The sequence below is a fragment of the Lysinibacillus sp. JNUCC-52 genome, assembly GCF_015999545.1.
Taxonomy (GTDB): Bacteria; Bacillota; Bacilli; order Bacillales_A; family Planococcaceae; genus Lysinibacillus.
Window position 1 is genome coordinate 1,313,719 of the sequence record NZ_CP065546.1, and the last position, 15,089, is coordinate 1,328,807.

Consider the following 15,089-nt stretch of genomic DNA (forward strand, 5'->3'; position numbering starts at 1 on the left):
AAGATTTTAGAGAAAAAGGCAACAAAATATTGGAAAATTAAGTGAATGCAACAGCAAAATGCACACGCATGGCTTATACATTATGTACAGAAAAAAGGAGCTAATAAAAGCTCCTCGATTCGAAACTGTTGCTTATCCAGTGTAAACCCCTTCACATGTATCTGGTGCTGGTTCATAGAAACAATGATTTTTAAATTGACCAGTGAACGGTTGGCCATACCATGTTGGAGGGCACGGTGCATATGGATTAAAGTACCAGAGGGCAAATTTCGCTGGGTGCTCTCTCCAATAGTCCAAGTTCTGTTTCGCCAATCTTTTCTCGGTTTCCCTTGCTCGTTGATAAAACATATTCCCTTTTTGCACCGCTTCAAAAGAATAATTTCCGCCCTGTACTTGAAAAATTACATCGTCAATCGATCTTAAATCTTTAAAATCTAAACAATTTGATACAAGCCGATTAACAATGACATTTCCAACATACAACATACCTTGTTTACCTTCACCTTCGGCTTCTGCTCTCATCATCCTCGCCATCAAAGCGACATCTGCATCACGGTATTTTGCTCTTGGCAATTTAATCACCCCACGATTATTGTATGACAGGAAGACGAAAATAGTGTCACGGTGAAAAATGAACAATGCTTATTAGCTTATCGTTGGACATTGTGACTATTTTTAAAATAAACGTTATATTTGCTCGCATTTGTAAAACCTAATTTACTACCTAAGCGAATGGAAGCACTATTATCAACATCACAATCCCAGCGCGGTTGAATTTGGTTTGCAAGGCAATAATCTATAAACTGTTCAGCCACAATGCTTGCTAAGCCTTTTCCTCTATAATTCAAATCGGTAACGATATCAATTTCTGCATATCGTGTAGACTTAAATATCGAAACACATTCACTAATTACCTTTCCTTTATCCTTCACACAAAATCCAATGCCATTTTCAATGAAATTATCTATAGAATCCCAATATTCATTGTAGTATTTTTTATCAAACTCCAAACAATGTTGCATATCAAATTGCTCTATTTTTGCTACATCATACTCGCAAGTATCGCTTCTTCTCTTTTTATATTTCATTGCATCAAAAGAAAAAGCATATCTTTGAATTTTCCCTACATTCTTATGAAGGCACTTTTCAATTGCCTGATTCCAACAAGAATTAGCAGAAAATAATGTAAAGCGTTTCGCTTGATTTACAGATGCCTCAAAAAATTTAACAAGGTTCTGTATTAATAGCTCATCTATTGTCTTCCCTGCAATATAGTACAATCCAGAATCTGTTTGAATAAGCAATGATTTGTAATCGGTAGAATCAGCATAAACAGTACCTTTAATAGTAAAATCCAAGACACTAAATACAAACGTTGGTGCGTCTTCAAGTTTGTTCTTTATTAAACGATAATGCTCTTTTGGTGCTACAATCATTTTTCTATAACTCCTCTATCTATATTTCAAATTGAATTCATAAACGTACATTTTGAAATGTTGTCTGCTAATATAATGTTAATAAGAATAATAAAATCGATAATGTAAAGCAAATGCTCCAAAGAGAACCAAGTATTTTTTGATTTTTTATATTTTTATTTAGTTTAAGTTTTTCTAATAACTGAACTAAATTCATAAACCATAAAAAAGAAAATAATAACGGTAATAACATAAAAAATGTATAATCCATTGCCTCCTCCTTTATCCTTTAATTAATAGTTTTCTTTTTTCTTCTATTCCTTAGGAAAAATAAAATCAGCACAATGCACCCTACAATCCCGATAATGTCATATATTCCTAAATCAATAACGAAGAAATAGCTATCATGTATCTGATATTGCTCATTCCCTAAATGCATTCAACCACTCCTAAATTTAAACATTCCCTTACCCTCGTCGTTGGAGCAAAGCAACCTTAGTTAAACAATCTTTAATTCACAATACCTTGAGCTGCAACGAATAACATGAATAACGCAGTGCCTAAAAAGAAAATTCCCCACCATAAATTTTTTGTTCTTTTATATTCTCGTAGCCCTATTATTAGGAACATAACTCCCATCAAAACAAATAAAAGCGGGAATAATTGATAACTTTCCGTAACATTGACGTAAATACTAATTCCCAAAACGAGGAGTCCAAACATTAAGTGCAATAACAATAAAAAATCAAACTTTTTTTCTTTCATTTTTTATACCTCCTGCAAAAGCCATTCCAATTTTCTTTTTAATATTGGAACAATTTGATATCCGTCAGTTGGCAGACGAGTGTAGGGTTTATACAGTTTTAGATACTTAATCAAAACAAACATAGAAAGATGGAAGTTATTAATCCCATTTATAAAATTATGAATAGCAACGGGGCAAGACCTAGCGCCACAGTACTGATAGGCATACCTATTAAAAAAGAATGAATGAAATCATGCACTGGCCCCGTAATGAAAATTGCACATAGCATTATTTTAAAAATTTTTTCAAAATCGCTAAATTCTTTTCAAAAAACAAAGCATTTTTTTCCATACCACGACGTTTACACCATCCGATACTATTGAAGGCATCTGTAAATTGATAAAAAGGTAATACAACTTCTAAATCAATTAATGGTCTAACACTGTTATAGCCCTGTTGATAAGCATGGTACAATGCCGAATCAAAGCGTAGAAAATCACGATACAATTTTGTAAAATCCATTTCTGTTGAACCAAATCGTACGGACTCAAAATCGATGGTGCCTGTCACTGTATGACCATCAACAATGATATTTGCTGGACGAAAATCCATATGTATAAAGCTAGGTCCATCAGGAGAAGGGAGCTGTTGCTTCAATCTTTCAAAATTTTCAATGGCATGTATGTATAAACGTTCATCTAAAACATCTTTTACATCCTCGGCAAAACTATAAAATTGTCGTTGGACAAAACTAGACCAATTAGGAAATTCATTTTGAATACCAGAAAGCTCTTGTGTTGGCGGTTCAATGGAATGCATTGATGCTTGAAGAACTCCGACTTGATACGCTACGGATGGTGAAGCATCCGAAAGTAATGGCTTTCCTTTTAATTCGGATAATACAAATGCACCTGTACATACCTCATCACCTGACCAATAATCCAACATTTCTGGAATCGCTACTTTTCCTTTTAAAATTTCATAAGCTTCTAATTCACGCTGGCACTTTAATTTTGAATAAGGAATCTTCAAAAAAACATTTTCCCCATTAAATAATGTGCATTTATAAACCGTAGAACTATGGGAATCTGCCACCTCATTAACTGATTCTATTGGCAATCTAAATTGTTCAAGAACTCGATTTAACATATATGGCCTCCCTTTTATTAAGGACGTTAGTTTGACTAACTCGAACAACAGCTAAAAGTACGTATGGAAACATTTAACTTTATTCTATTATCTATTAACACATGCTATATATGCAAATGCATTTGTATACCGAGCAGATGAGCTTAACGTTCCTGATTGAAAAGTAAAAACTGCTACCCGAAATAAATAAAATCGAAGGTTCAATGGAAAATTCGATAACAAAGGGGAAAGAGATAGAGAAAAGAACGACAAAATAAATGAAATCATCGTTGTTATTGCTAATATCTCAGTACAAACTAATTTATTGGCGTTAAATGTAGCAGTTGAGGCTGCAAAAGCAGATGAAAATGGAAAAGATTTTGTAGTAGTAGCTGACGAGGGAAAAATGCTTGCAGAAGAGGTGAAATTTATTGTCAATGACATGACAAACATCGTCAACTCTGAACAACAAGCATCTGGCGAAGTCGCCTCATCACTAGGTAAAACAATTTAAAATGGTTCCTCTCAAATAAAAGAAACAGCGGTTAATTTAATAGCCGACCTTTCTTTTTTGTTTATTAAGGGATATCGGCGATTCTTCATTTTTTTATTGACCCCAAGGCTGTTCGCCATATCTTTTAAGTGCTACAACTTCACCCTCATTATTTTTCAAGCGATTATAGACATACTTAATTTTGTATTCGTTGTATTTATCTAATTCGAGTTTATCGTAATACTTCTTCGATAATAGCAACTCGCGATTATCAATGAACAAATAGTGTTCGCCATTTCTTTCTATAATACTTTGCTCATTAAGTTTATAGGTGCTTTCAATTTGTACATCATTAATAGTGTAAAAACCCGCTACAATCAGTCCTCCAAAGATGACTAAGAAAAAGATTGCAAAGATTTTCCTTCTACTCATGTGCCTTCACCCCCATTAACTTCTGTAGTTACTATTTATACGATTCACTTATCACAAAGTTTCAAAAAATAACCAAATATGCATAAATACTGATGAAACTTTAGAGATAACATACCCCTCAAGAAAGCTCTTAATCGCAGTACACACAGTCAATAATCCATCTCAAACGACCTACAGCGTTCGCTTTGTCTCTCCGTCAATTAAATTAACATGCACATTAAAAGATGTTCCACTTTCAATATGTTTAGGAATTCCTGATAAATCGAGTAGTTCCTTTATATAAATTGATTTTTCTTGATTTGCTTCGATTGTTATACTATATGGACCAACTACATTCATAAGTGATTCCATTCGCATACCATCTTCCATGAAATAGGAGTCTAAAAATTCTAATTCAAATGTCACCGCTTCGTTGCTTCGATTATGTAATATCAAGTTACATTCACCATTTATTAAGTCTTCACTTACATTTTCAAAATTACACTGGCCCTCCCCATCGTATGAAATGGCCATAATGCCACTCGCTAATGTTTCTTGGTAAGTCATAATGAGGAACTTTGGTAAAAATGTATAGACAATGACGACTATTACGATAGTCCGAAAATGATATTTCTTCATGCCTATCACCAGTAATATAATAGCAATTAGAAACATTGCAGAACCGATTATTCCAAGCACTATGTATCCATCTTGATTGCTAATAGGAAACGACATGAATGTAGAATAAGCATCTAACATGTCATTGTTAGGAAACGGGAAATATAAATACATGCATATACCTAAAATAACAATTGAACAAATAAGTACGATTTTATTTCTTATCATCTAATCCCTTCTCTATTTACGTCTTTTAAGCATTTAACTGTTCAGATAATGATTGCAAATCCATTTCTATTGTTACAGGTCTTGTTAACTCCGATTGCCCAAAGGATTTCCGTATTACACATAACCTTTAAATAAATTCATATCCAACCATAAACATACAGTATGCAATTCCCTTTATTTTACCATAGAGCACATTTTATGATTAAAGAAAAGAGCTCTACTCTGGATCAGAGTAAAGCCCTAATTTTTAATCTTCGTTATCGTTACATTTAAAGGAAACGTAATCTGCACAGATGATAAAGTAAATTAATTCCATATCGCTATTTTGAAGTAAAACGTGAAATTCGTATTTGTCATTTTCTTTATATATTTCGTTATACAGCCACCAAGAATCTTCCAACAAACCCTCTTGTTTTATAATCTTATAATTTTCAAAAGTGACTTCCTCTATATTTGTAAAACCCCCTGAATTATCTAGGTATAATGTTAAGGACATGTCATGCTGCACTGATTTTGTAACCGTACAATCATGAAATCCAAAGTGTTCAACTATGTCTTTTTCAAATGAAAGAGAAGCTTCTTTAAAATATTTTCTATACGTGGCACCTGTTGCGGTAACAGACCGTTCATTTTGCTCACAAAATTTCGTTAAAGCGTTTATAACTTTACGCGTTGCTTTATATAAAGCAAAAACTCGTATATCTGCTATCTGTTTCAGTATCGTTTCTGGTAAATCGTTTTGTAAACGATGTTGATTATAAATGAAACCATCATGAAATTGTTTAATGGCCAAATTTCTATTAAAAGGTTCATATTCGTTATGATCATCATTTGTTGCCAATATAGAAGAAATTTCTTCTTGTAATTCAAGCCAGTTATTTAATTCGTGATTGAAAAGTTGCTGAAAATATTCTTCAGAGAATGTTTCCGCTTGCTTTTCTTCCTCCAAATTCAAATGAAAGCTTGTTTTTTGACACAGCTCGTACCATTCTTTTGTGAAATATTTCATTGAAACTCGCCTCTCTCAAATGGAATAGGGGTAGATTTTTTATCGACGATTTACAATGTTCCGATGTACTTATAATACTTTCTTACATGTTATCATTATAAATTTTATAGGCGGTTTATTTTCCGCATGCTTCGTTGGCTCGTCCAATTCTGAAAACTCTACGAGCCCATATTGTTCAAATTCTTGTTGTATAGAGTTAGCATCATAAAAGAACATTTTAACGCCTTCCATTACCTCGTAATAGTCTTTAGCTAATTGTTTCCCCTTGCCATACATAGGTGCTTTTTGAGAAACTGTTGTAAAAATCATATATCCATTTGGCTTTAGCTGATTATAGCAATCTTGTATAAACTTCGCACGCTCTTGAGGATTCAATAAATGAATTAGCGCATAGCAAAATATCCCATCATATTGTTTATGATTAAAAGGCATATCAGTTACAGAACCATGAAAAATAGTAAAATCTATTCCATTTTGTCTCGCCAAATCAATCGCTGTTTGTGAAATTTCGATTCCTGTTACATCGATCCCATTGTCAGTAAAAACCTTTGCATTTCTACCGTATCCAACACCTGGTATTAGTATCTCCTTAACATTTCTTTCAAGGAAAAAATCCTTTACGATGATTGCTGAGTCAGTCGGTTCAAATCCCCACATCGTTTGCTTTTCTATAAAACTTAATTCCCAAAATTCTGTCATCTCGCATCTCCTAGCTAGTTTCATTTGTAAGATTAAGTTTCCCTCAGCTATCCCGTTAATTCAACTAATTAGCTTTACAGTATTCATATGTATTCAATAGGATAGATTCTTCTTTTTACTTTTGATTAGATAAACAGTCCACCAAACAAGTAAATAAAAGAATCCTGTTAGGACATAAATAGTCCAAGTAGAGCCTTGTTGTAAATGTGTAATAAAATGTTCGAACTCATCCACGCCTTTTTCTCTCCCCATGCTATTGATAATACTAATTATCGGTATGGTCATTGTAAGAATTATTGTAATAGTAGATCTAATGATTAATTTCTTTTTTACTATACTAACTATTGCAGTTCCCAATGTTGCTAGTATAAATGTGTAATAAATAATCCAAACCCAATTAGGAAGGGTTTCCCAATACATGTTGCCACCTCAGCGATTAGTTAAATTTAAGTCTGAATTTAAATAGCTTTGTAACGTATTTAAACGGTAGTTGAATTCTAGCCCAGAGGACAAAAAATACTGCACTTATCGTAAACAGTCCAATCGGGAATACATAAAACCAATCGGGGAAATAGCGATGGACAATATAATAATTTCCTGCTTTAAATCCTTCAATGACATAAAATGATGTAGTTAGCAAATTCGCTTTATTATCCGCATCGAAGGGAAACACATGTTTCGCTTCTTTAAAATCTAAATTTAAATATTGAACATTATCAATGTCGTCTCTTTTGTCGTAAATTGCAATGCTTTCTGACGTATGAAATTGTTCATTCATCGCTTGAAGCGTATGCTCGATATTTATAATATCCTTGTCGCTAAGGTTTTTTCCATTAAACTCATTGATAAAGCGATTACGAGCATCTCTATAGTTCGATTTAGCATAGTCTGCCAAATTCAAGCTTATGAATGCCAAAACTAAAAACAAAATAAACCCATAAAATAAACGTTTTGTTTTCTTATTTATACTAATATATTTCATTTTCATCCCTCCGCATTTACTATTCAAATAATGAAACCTGTAAATCGATTCCATAACAATGTACAAGCATGGCATGTAGTTGTCCTCTATGATGGTAAAGGTGTGCAACAATTTCTATCAACCATTCATAGCGTGAATAAGTAACACCCCAATAAGAAGTCACTTCCTCTAGCAGTTCTTCCTCAGTAAACCTCTCGTATTTTTCTTCTAAAATCTTATAATTTTTTATCAACCCGTCTTTTAATTCATCCAGACTGTTATAGGAAACATTCGTATAATATTCATCCATCTTGGCTTTGGAAGATCCGTCTGAAATAAGAGAATCCGCTTCACAAATCAAAGCAATATGTGTTAATAACTCACCAATAGAATGCTTATTCTCTGTAGGTCTTTTTTGCAAGTCATGTACTGCTAACCTATCTATCATTTGAACAATTGTCGTGACAGCGACTTTGATTTGATGTAATGTGCTCTTACAATAAATATTCATCTAAACTCCCTTAACTCTATAAATCATTGTCATGGACGTTCCTAATAATTCATAATCCTCAAAACCTAATTTTTTATAAATATGTACCGCCTGTCTATTTTCAAGGTCTACACTTAAAGAAATGGATTTATAACCGTCATTCATTGCTTGCTGAATGATTGCCTTCATCAGCAAAGTTCCTATTCCTTTTCCCCTAACTTCTGGAGTCAATGCTATTCCTAATTCAGGCGTATGATTATCTACATAGCCATATCCTTTATTACTCTCGTTAAACAAGCGATACCAAACAGCGCCAACAGGTTGGAGATTCGTATTTACTGCAATGAATGCTGTATCTCCATTTCGCCCCCAGCCTTCATGATATTTTTTAATATGACTTGAGTTGATTAAATCCTCTTTTTTAGGTTTGTTCTCAAGAATATGGATAGATTCATAAAGCATATCCGTCAAAAAATCCAATTCACTTTTTTCAACATTTTTAATTGTAATCATGCCAATCCCCCTGATACTTTTTATTTTCTTTTATGTACAATTGCTTTTTCCCTCAGCAACTAAAATACACTACGTAAAAATCGAAATATTATAAATATTACCTTACCTATATTTAGTATAATAAATAAAGAATAAAATTTTAAGTGAAACAGGAGGAATTTTTTATGTCATTATCCAAAACAAATGTTTGCATTTGGAAGCCATTTTCAACTTCACCACCACCGTTTACTCCTGCTGCTCAGGTAGCACTGAATAGGCTTATATACAAAACAGATTAAGAATCTGCGAGATATAAGCTGTTTCGCAGATTCGAAGGAGTAAACAATGCAATCTAAAATTCAGTTTATTTTATCCATGATTATTTTCGGTACAATCGGTTTAGTTGTACGAAATATTGATCTTTCTTCGAGCGAAAGAGCTTTACTAAGCAGTCTTATAGGATGTTTATTTTTAACCGTACTTTTCTTTATGATGAAGAAAAAAATATCATGGCAATTAATGAAATCCAATGCATCCATTTTGTTATTTTCCAGTATTGCATTAGGGGGAAATTGGGTTTTTCTTTACCAATCCTATGACCATACGACCATTGCCAACGCAACACTTGGCTACTATTTTGCACCAGTGTTTGTGATGATTCTTTCTCCAATTATATTGAAAGAACAATTGTCACTGAAAAAAGTAGTTTGTATTTTGGTCGCAATTATGGGGTTAGTTTTAATTGTAGGGGAAGGTGTGAGTGCATCTAAAACGGATGATCTCCTCGGACTTTTTTATGGATTAGTTGCCGCTGCTTTTTACGCTGCTTTATTACTATTAAATAAATTTATTAAAGGGATGGAGAAACTGGAGCTGACAATTATTCAGCTCGGTACAACTGCAATTTTTCTTATGCCCTATGTTCTCTTAACTTCTGGCTTTGGCATGTTTAACGTATCGAGAGCATCCATTCCTTTTATTTTTATTTTAGGGATTTTTAATACGGGGATTGGATTTTGGTTATTCTTTTCTGGTATGGAGAAACTTAAAGGGCAAAGTATTGCGATGTTAAGCTATGTTGATCCATTTGTAGCTATCCTGATTTCGGCTTTAGTACTGCAGGAGCAAATGACAATGCTTCAAATGCTCGGTGGTGCATTACTATTAGCCTCAACCTTCATGAGCGAAATTAAATCACTTACATTTTTGAAACAATAAATATCGCCCTATACAGTGGGAAGTATTGATTTCCCACTGTATTTTTATTTTTACGAATTTCTATTGATTAAAAATTACCAAAGTAAATCATTTAAAAATGTCAGAATATCTTCGTTCACGTCGTTTTGGTCTGTGCCTATTGTCATTAAATGCTTAGCGTTCGGATACCCTTTCATCGTTTTATACGGTGTTGCAACGTTTTGAAAAATTACCTCTGCACTGTCTTTATATAAAGAATCATCTAATACACCATATAAAATACTAATTGGTGAGGTAATAAGTGCTAATTGTTCCATCGTTCTTTGAATGAGGTGTTGGAATTCAACTAATGAGTTGATAGGCATCTGTTGTAGACGTGTTATTTCTAAATTTATTGCGTCTTCATTTTTTCCTTCGAGCTGTTTATAACCTTTTGCATAATGAAAAACACGCTGTTGAAGAAAAGTTGCTTCTCTATGTATGGGTACAGACATTGTCACAACACCAGTTACCGATAACTCTTGAGCTACTTTTAATGCAAATACACCACCAAGCGAAAGACCAACTACAGCTATTTTTTCATAGCCCTCATTCTTCAAAAATTGATAACCATCTAGTACATCTTGCCACCAATCAGTCGGTCTAAAAGTGAGCAGTTTTTCTGCTGTTAAACCATGTCCTTTGTACAATGGTGCGTAGCAAGTATAATTGTGCTTCTGCAAAAACTTCCCTAACTTTTTCATATCAATCGTATTACTTGTAAAAGAGTGTAATAGTAAAACAGCCTTGTCTCCACCTGTATAGAAAAAAGGCTTAGGGGGTATTATTTTCATCACGTTTTTATACCTCGCTAACATATGCTTTTTCTTCAATTTCATTTCGGAACGTCCAATTTCTTTTAAGGATAATTTCCATGCTTATTTACCAAGTCTATCAGCACTTCCAATTTCATTTCAACCTGCTGAAGGAAATCGAGCAGGCGAGCAATTTAAAACTTTGATATAATTTATGCGTACTATTGGAAATTTCAAACGTTAGAAAGAAGGAATAATAATGTCAGTAAGAAACAACGATAATTTGGTTAAATACCCCAAATTATTAGTTGCTGCTATCGTGTTGGGAGTCGTTTTAAACCCATTAAATACAACTATGATTACGGTAGCTTTGCCATCCATCCAACATGAATTTCAACTTACAGCACATGATATTTCTTTATTAATATCTTCCTACTTTATTGTAAGTGCCATCTTTTTACCTCTTGCTGGAAAATTTAGTGATCATTATGGTAGGAAAAAAATCTTTCTATCAGGATTAATCCTAGTTTCTATTTCTTCCTTATTCGCACCATTATCCCCTAATCTCATGTTTCTAATAGGAATGAGAACCATCCAAGCCATTGGAACCTCAGCTCTTTTTCCCGCTGGAATAGGGATTGTCCGTTCATATATTGATAAAAATCAAAATAGAGTAATCGCAACTTTAGCTGTATTTTCCACTACTTCAGCAGCACTCGGTCCAACAATTAGTGGATTATTAATTCAGTATGCTGGTTGGTCGGTTATTTTTTATGTTAATTTCCCTATTATCATAACTTCAGCAATATTAGCTTTAGTTTGTATACCAAAAGATAGTAGTATGGCCAGTCAACATTTCAAATGGGATTTACTTGGCATAATCTTATTTGGCACATTACTGTCATGCTGGATGATGTTTTTCCAATCATTAGAAAATGGTTTCAATGTAGGAATGTTAGTCTTATCGATTTTAACTTCACTTTTGTTTTACTACTACGAAAAAAAGAAAAAAGAACCATTTTTAAATGTGGTGTTTTTAGCAAAAAACCCAAAAATATCATTAGTTTATATTCAGTTTATACTAGTAACACTGGTCTTTTTCTCTTTAATTTTATCTATGCCTACTTACTTACAAAATGTGATTATGCTTGACTCCAAATCAGCAGGAATCATGTTGCTCTCTATTTCATTGTTTGCCATGCTGATGACACCTATTGCAACGCGGTGGATTGAGAAAGTAGGATTTAGAATTCCATTAATGTTTGGAGCAATTGTAGGAATTTTAGGTGTTGGATTATTGTTTGCCTTTAATCACACTTCAGATTTACTATGGGTGTTCACCGTGTTATCAATTATAGGGATAAGTAATGGTGCATTATCAATTGGTACACAAAATTCACTCTATTCGATTGTTTCAAAAGAACAAAGTGGCATTTCTTCAGGTTTACTACAGACCTCCAGATTTATAGGAAATATTCTTGCATCTAGTTTATATGGTGTTATGTTTGCTTCTGGGGTAAATGATGCAAATAAAAATGCTATTTCCTTCGTTTTACTAATTGTTTCTTGTTTGATAATACCTGCTATTCTTTTTATTACAAAGCGAGATAAAGGTAATCCGATAAATGAATATGTAGAGTAAAAATTTTAAAATAGATCCATCAATACCATTAACTTTAAGCTTCTCTAAATAAAAAACCAATCTCCTATCTCAGGAAATTGGTCAGTGTATTTCTATTTTTACATTTCTAAATCTGTAAATGCGTATGGTAGTAATTCCTTTAAAGTCAATTCTAAAATATCTTTATTTTCGTTTGTTAAATATACAGGCATGTCAGGTAAACAAAACTCTGCTAAAACTTGTCTGCAAATGCTGCAGGGCGGAAGAAAATCAACCGTATCACCTGCTACAGCAATAGCCTTGAAATCACCTTTTTGATAACCATTTGCTACTGCCGTAAAAATAGCGGTTCTCTCTGCACAGTTAGTTGCACCTAGAGAAACATTTTCTACATTTACTCCATTAATTACAGTATCATCTTTTAGCAATAGTGCTACTCCAACTGGGAATTTGGAATAAGGAACGTAAGCTTTTGCCTTCATCTTGCGCGCACTTTCCATTAATACTTCTTTATTCATAATATCCACCCTTTTTTCTAAGAATGAACTTTTTAAAGTTCCCTTTACGTCAACATATAGTTGACAGGACTATTAATACTATATGTGAAATAGGTATCTGTCAATATAGTAGATGTAACAAAAAATACTTTTAAAATAAACAAATGTTTAAGTAACCTTAAAAGTAAAAATGCCTCGATCAGATAGACAACGAGGCATTTTCTGTGTCAAAATTAATTACTTTTTAGGCTGTAAATCCTCTATGGAGTCTATATCCATATATTCAGGTACTACAAATCCATTTTTTGTCCCTTTTAAGTTCTCACCTAAATCATCTAAGTCATCCTTATATTTTTCATAAAATGAGCTATGTGTTGTTGGTAACCAAGCAGCTACTGTTGCATCAGCTACCCCTGTAGCGATTGCTTGAAACATAATGGCAGGATCTACGGGTGTAATTGTGACAGTGTATCCTAGTTCTTCAAATACTGCCTGTAGTACACTACTTGAAGCTCTTTCTGAATCCCATGGCGTAGAAGCTAATTCAATTTCTGTTCCATCTACTTTTTTCGCATCTTTTGTCCAATCTTTTACCTTGTCTTGGTTTTCTTCTATCCATTTGTCTGCTGCTTCTTCAAATGAACTCGTTTGTGCTTCAAACATTACAGCTTCCATATCTTCTGGTTCCCAATAGAAATTGTCGAGGATTTTATACGCATCAGGTAAATCTTTTTCCAAGTCTTTACGTGCAAGTGTATTAATGTTTTCCTCTCCACCTAATGTCCCTTGAGGATCTTCTAAAAATTTCAAATCATAAGATGAAAACATCCAATGTGGTGTCCATCCAGTAATAATAATTGGATCTTCATTGCGAATAGCCTGTTCTAAAGAACCTAACATCCCAGGTGTTGAACTTTGTTCAAGTTCCCATCCTTTTAAGTTATCATATTTCTCTAAAGTTTTTTCCGCAAGATCAGTCAACCCAGCTCCTGGTTCAATTCCAATAATCTTATAATCTACTTGTTCCCCTATGTTTGGCGCATTGCCTGTTGAATTGCCCTCGTCTTTTTTACTATCTCCATCACCACACCCCGTTAAAAGTAGCATAGTGGCTAATCCTAAAGTGAGTCCTACCGATTTCAATTTCATCTTTTTTCTTCCCCCTAGTTTGAAAACTTAGAGTTTCAGTATCTTCCTAAGAAACCCTTTATTTTAATTTTTTTACTCAGCTACCAAAAGTAACAACTTGATTTTAACAACAGGTTGTTACTTTTGTCAAACGACTCCCTTTCTAGAGATACCCCTCTTTGCGTATTCACTAACATCTTTTCTCAATAAAAAAATAGCCCTTTCTTCAGTTCTCACTATTATCCTTAAAAAATAAAAATCGCATTTTTAAGGCTAATTTTTCATACTATATTTCCATAATTTATTTAATAAATGAAATGAATGTATTAAAATTAAGGTAAAAGTTGGTTTGAAGAAACGTGAGGTGCGGACGATTTGAATAAAAATTTATTAGCAAATATATTTTTATTTATGGGAATCATTTTGTTGTTATTAAAATTATTCATTGTAATGGGGTATTTAAAAGAAGTTCGCGGAAACTACGGTACGTATATGGATGTATATTTGTTTTTCTTTTTCATTGGGGTCGTCTTGAAGTCATCGAGAAAGGGGAAAGGAAGCAACGCTTAAGGAAATACCCCGATACAATATATCAAGGCATTTCCATAGCTAAGGAGCCTATCGGTAAAACATTTATTATCTACAGCCATGTCATCCCCCTCCATTAAAATGGACCACCTTCAAAACCAATAGGCCAACCATCTTCTTTGAATTTTACTTTATACTGATATTCTTTCGGATGCTCACTATAAAAAGCTATACTAAAACCTGTGAAAATTCGATCATCAAAATTAATGATCTTGCCAAATGTTATGGTGGATAAATAGAAATCATCCACTTCTTGAGCAGGAAAGAAATTTTTTAAATACATGAAAGCACTGCTAACATGTTGATGAAGTTGATCGAATATTCGTTCCGCCAAGTCAATAAATTTTGCACAAGGCCTATCATTATCTCCTTGTACAAATATTTCAACATCTTCCCATTGAGCAATAGCCAAACTGCAAAACCATTGTTTTGGAAGGAAACTTTCTTCTTCATCTTCTAAATAGGTATTAGAAAGGTTCAATCGTTTTGCATCATTGTTAGTTAATGATTTAGAAAGAATAAGATTCTTAAGTAAAAAATCTTTCACATCTTTTATTTCGAAATAATCCACTTTT

At 33.3% G+C, this 15,089-nt stretch carries 19 protein-coding genes; 4 read left to right on the forward strand and 15 right to left on the reverse strand.

The features are described 5' to 3' along the window. Positions 1–132 precede the first annotated feature (132 nt). The 4 genes from JNUCC52_RS06825 to JNUCC52_RS06840 form a co-directional block, all read right to left on the reverse strand. On the reverse strand, positions 133–573 hold the full coding sequence (locus tag JNUCC52_RS06825; protein WP_305068711.1) for a cell wall hydrolase: 441 nt from the start codon (positions 571–573) through the stop codon (positions 133–135). 77 nt (positions 574–650) lie between these two features. Further along, positions 651–1,436 (reverse strand): GNAT family N-acetyltransferase, encoded by a 786-nt coding sequence (locus JNUCC52_RS06830; RefSeq protein WP_337981763.1) that lies wholly within the window; start codon positions 1,434–1,436, stop codon positions 651–653. A gap of 489 nt (positions 1,437–1,925) precedes the next feature. After that, positions 1,926–2,180, reverse strand: coding sequence for a DUF3953 domain-containing protein (locus JNUCC52_RS06835; protein ID WP_337981764.1), 255 nt, complete (start codon positions 2,178–2,180; stop codon positions 1,926–1,928). Positions 2,181–2,448: 268 nt separating this feature from the next. Continuing rightward, positions 2,449–3,309 carry a phosphotransferase family protein gene (locus JNUCC52_RS06840; RefSeq protein ID WP_337981765.1) on the reverse strand — a complete coding sequence of 287 codons (861 nt, stop codon included), beginning with the start codon at positions 3,307–3,309 and terminating at the stop codon, positions 2,449–2,451. A 283-nt stretch (positions 3,310–3,592) separates the two neighbouring features. On the opposite strand from JNUCC52_RS06840, the gene JNUCC52_RS06845 reads away from it, so the two are divergent. Then, positions 3,593–3,802, forward strand: a complete 210-nt coding sequence (locus JNUCC52_RS06845) for a methyl-accepting chemotaxis protein (protein ID WP_337982197.1) — start codon at positions 3,593–3,595, stop codon at positions 3,800–3,802. A gap of 93 nt (positions 3,803–3,895) precedes the next feature. Here JNUCC52_RS06845 and JNUCC52_RS06850 read toward each other — a convergent pair whose 3' ends face one another. The 7 genes from JNUCC52_RS06850 to JNUCC52_RS06880 form a co-directional block, all read right to left on the reverse strand. Further along, on the reverse strand, positions 3,896–4,213 hold the full coding sequence (locus JNUCC52_RS06850) for a hypothetical protein (protein WP_173478313.1): 318 nt from the start codon (positions 4,211–4,213) through the stop codon (positions 3,896–3,898). A 171-nt stretch (positions 4,214–4,384) separates the two neighbouring features. Then, entirely contained in the window at positions 4,385–5,038 is a 654-nt protein-coding gene (locus tag JNUCC52_RS06855) for a hypothetical protein (protein ID WP_337981766.1), read from the reverse strand. Between the two features lie 247 nt (positions 5,039–5,285). Next, positions 5,286–6,047 carry a DUF4085 family protein gene (locus JNUCC52_RS06860; protein ID WP_337981767.1) on the reverse strand — a complete coding sequence of 254 codons (762 nt, stop codon included), beginning with the start codon at positions 6,045–6,047 and terminating at the stop codon, positions 5,286–5,288. 69 nt (positions 6,048–6,116) lie between these two features. Continuing rightward, a complete protein-coding gene (locus JNUCC52_RS06865; RefSeq protein WP_337981768.1) occupies positions 6,117–6,746 on the reverse strand; it encodes a class I SAM-dependent methyltransferase in 630 nt (209 codons plus the stop codon). Between the two features lie 436 nt (positions 6,747–7,182). Further along, complete coding sequence (locus tag JNUCC52_RS06870) at positions 7,183–7,728, reverse strand: hypothetical protein (RefSeq protein WP_337981769.1); 546 nt, start codon at positions 7,726–7,728, stop codon at positions 7,183–7,185. Positions 7,729–7,747: 19 nt separating this feature from the next. Continuing rightward, positions 7,748–8,218 (reverse strand): DinB family protein, encoded by a 471-nt coding sequence (locus JNUCC52_RS06875; protein ID WP_337981770.1) that lies wholly within the window; start codon positions 8,216–8,218, stop codon positions 7,748–7,750. Next, positions 8,219–8,710 (reverse strand): GNAT family N-acetyltransferase, encoded by a 492-nt coding sequence (locus JNUCC52_RS06880; protein WP_337981771.1) that lies wholly within the window; start codon positions 8,708–8,710, stop codon positions 8,219–8,221. Positions 8,711–9,034: 324 nt separating this feature from the next. Here JNUCC52_RS06880 and JNUCC52_RS06885 point away from each other — a divergent pair, with 324 nt between their 5' ends. Further along, the gene (locus JNUCC52_RS06885; RefSeq protein ID WP_173478305.1) at positions 9,035–9,907 is read left to right on the forward strand and encodes a DMT family transporter; all 873 of its coding nucleotides are present in this window, start codon (positions 9,035–9,037) and stop codon (positions 9,905–9,907) included. 74 nt (positions 9,908–9,981) lie between these two features. Here the strand turns inward: JNUCC52_RS06885 and JNUCC52_RS06890 are convergent, their stop codons facing one another. Beyond that, positions 9,982–10,764, reverse strand: a complete 783-nt coding sequence (locus JNUCC52_RS06890) for an alpha/beta hydrolase (RefSeq protein WP_337981772.1) — start codon at positions 10,762–10,764, stop codon at positions 9,982–9,984. Between the two features lie 175 nt (positions 10,765–10,939). On the opposite strand from JNUCC52_RS06890, the gene JNUCC52_RS06895 reads away from it, so the two are divergent. Continuing rightward, positions 10,940–12,322: an MFS transporter gene (locus JNUCC52_RS06895; RefSeq protein WP_337981773.1), complete on the forward strand. Its 1,383-nt coding sequence runs from the start codon at positions 10,940–10,942 to the stop codon at positions 12,320–12,322. Between the two features lie 98 nt (positions 12,323–12,420). On the opposite strand, the gene JNUCC52_RS06900 is transcribed toward JNUCC52_RS06895, so the two are convergent. After that, entirely contained in the window at positions 12,421–12,819 is a 399-nt protein-coding gene (locus JNUCC52_RS06900; RefSeq protein WP_173478303.1) for a cytidine deaminase, read from the reverse strand. 216 nt (positions 12,820–13,035) lie between these two features. Further along, the gene (locus JNUCC52_RS06905; protein ID WP_173478302.1) at positions 13,036–13,947 is read right to left on the reverse strand and encodes a glycine betaine ABC transporter substrate-binding protein; all 912 of its coding nucleotides are present in this window, start codon (positions 13,945–13,947) and stop codon (positions 13,036–13,038) included. Positions 13,948–14,301: 354 nt separating this feature from the next. Between JNUCC52_RS06905 and JNUCC52_RS06910 the strand changes: the two genes are divergently transcribed. Continuing rightward, positions 14,302–14,496 (forward strand): hypothetical protein, encoded by a 195-nt coding sequence (locus JNUCC52_RS06910; RefSeq protein WP_173478301.1) that lies wholly within the window; start codon positions 14,302–14,304, stop codon positions 14,494–14,496. Between the two features lie 94 nt (positions 14,497–14,590). Here JNUCC52_RS06910 and JNUCC52_RS06915 read toward each other — a convergent pair whose 3' ends face one another. After that, the gene (locus tag JNUCC52_RS06915; protein ID WP_337981774.1) at positions 14,591–15,085 is read right to left on the reverse strand and encodes a hypothetical protein; all 495 of its coding nucleotides are present in this window, start codon (positions 15,083–15,085) and stop codon (positions 14,591–14,593) included. Positions 15,086–15,089 lie beyond the last annotated feature (4 nt).